Annotated in this window: 1 protein-coding gene; it reads right to left on the bottom strand. The window is 71.7% G+C overall.

The genetic code is table 11. The annotated features are described in order from the left end of the window. Window positions 1-1,783: condensation domain-containing protein (locus ACLML9_RS28675; RefSeq protein ID WP_411948419.1), on the bottom strand; the 1,783-nt coding region annotated here is incomplete at both ends.

The raw sequence follows: 1,783 nt of genomic DNA, 5'->3' as shown, positions 1-1,783 counted from the left end.
CGATCGGCGTACCGATCGCGATGTCGTCGCTACCGGACAACCGCGCCAGCAACGCCGCCAATCCGGCGTGCAGCACCATGAACATCGACGCGCCGTGAGCACGGGCCACGGCGTTCAGATCCCGCACCAGCTCGGCATCCAGCTCGCCGTGCACCCGCGCGCCGCGCAGCGACGCCACCGCGGGACGCGGGCGGTCGGTGGGCAGCACCACTTCGTCGGGCAGGTCCGCGAGGGTGTCCTGCCAGAACGCGAGCTGGCGGGCCATCGGGGCGTCCGGGTCGTCCTCGGCGCCCAGCACCTGCCGCTGCCACAGCGTGTAGTCGGCGTACTGGACCGGTAGCGGCGCCCAGCCCGGCAGCTCGCCCTGGACACGCGCCGCGTACGCGGTCATCACGTCCCGGGCCAGCGGCGCCAGCGAGAAACCGTCACCGGCAATGTGGTGCAGCACCACGACCAGCACGAATTCCCGGGGCGAGACGGCGAAGAGACGGACCCGCACCGGCACGGCGGCGGCCACGTCGAAACCGGTCGCCGCGAACTCGACGACCTCGGCCACCACCTCGTCCGCGGACACCCGCTCTGGCTCCAGGGCCGGTACCGCCCGGTCGGCCGGCAGGATCTGCTGCACCGGCCGGCCACCCTGCTCCGGGTACCGGGTCCGCAGCGATTCGTGCCGGGCCACCACATCGCCGAGCGCCGCGCGCAGGGCCGCCACCTCGAGATCACCGGTGAGGCGGATCGCCATCGGCAGATTGTAGGCCGCCGAGGAAGTGTCGTACTGGTTCAGGAACCACATGCGCTGCTGCGCGTAGGACAGCGGCACCAGTTCCGGCCGCGGCCCGGCGACCAGCTCCGGCCGGGACCGGGCGCCGGATTCCTCCACCCGGAGGGCGAGCGCGGCCACGGTCGGCGCCTCGAACAGCGCGCGGACCGCCACCTGGGTGCCGAGGGCCGCGCCGATCCGGGCCGCGACCTGCATACCGATCAGGGAGTTACCGCCCAGCTCGAAGAAGTCGTCGTCCGCACCGACGCGCTCCACGCCCAGCACGTCGGCGAAGGTCGCCGCCACGATCTCCTCGATCGGGGTGGACGGCGCCCGGAATACCCGGGCCGCGAAGACCGGTTCGGGCAGCGCCCGGCGATCGAGCTTGCCGCTGGCGTTCAGCGGGAAGGCGTCGAGCACGACGAACGCGGCCGGCACCATGTACGACGGCAACCGGCCCGACAGGGCGGCGCGCAGCGCGTCGGTCTCGACCGCGGCGCCGGCGGCCGGCACCACATAGCCGACCAGTTGATCCCCGGTGCGCGCGTCACCGCGGAGCACGACCACGGCCTGCGCGACCGCGTCGACCTCGGTCAGCGCGGATTCGATTTCGCCGAGTTCGATGCGCAGACCACGCAGTTTCACCTGGAAGTCGGTACGACCCAGGTATTCGAGCTCACCCGCGGATGTCCACCGCACCAGGTCACCGGTGCGATACATCCGCTCGGCGACCTCGAACGGATCGGCCACGAACCGATCCGCGGACAGATCCGGCCGCGCCACATACCCACGCGCCAACTGCACACCGGCCAGATACAGCTCACCCGCGACACCCACCGGAACCGGCCGCAACCGCCCGTCCAGCACATACACCCGCGTGTTGAACACCGGCGCACCGATCGGCACCACCGCGGTATCCGCGTCGGTCACCTCATGGAAGGTGACATCCACCGCGGCCTCCGTCGGACCGTACAGGTTGTGCACAGCCGTCCCGGTCAACTCCCGCAACCGATGCGCCGG

Source organism: Nocardia sp. NPDC002869 (genome assembly GCF_046764065.1).
GTDB classification, from domain to species: domain Bacteria; phylum Actinomycetota; class Actinomycetes; order Mycobacteriales; family Mycobacteriaceae; genus Nocardia; species Nocardia rhamnosiphila.
The sequence above is the reverse complement of the archived record's forward strand: the minus strand, read 5'-3'. Positions and strand labels throughout refer to the sequence as shown.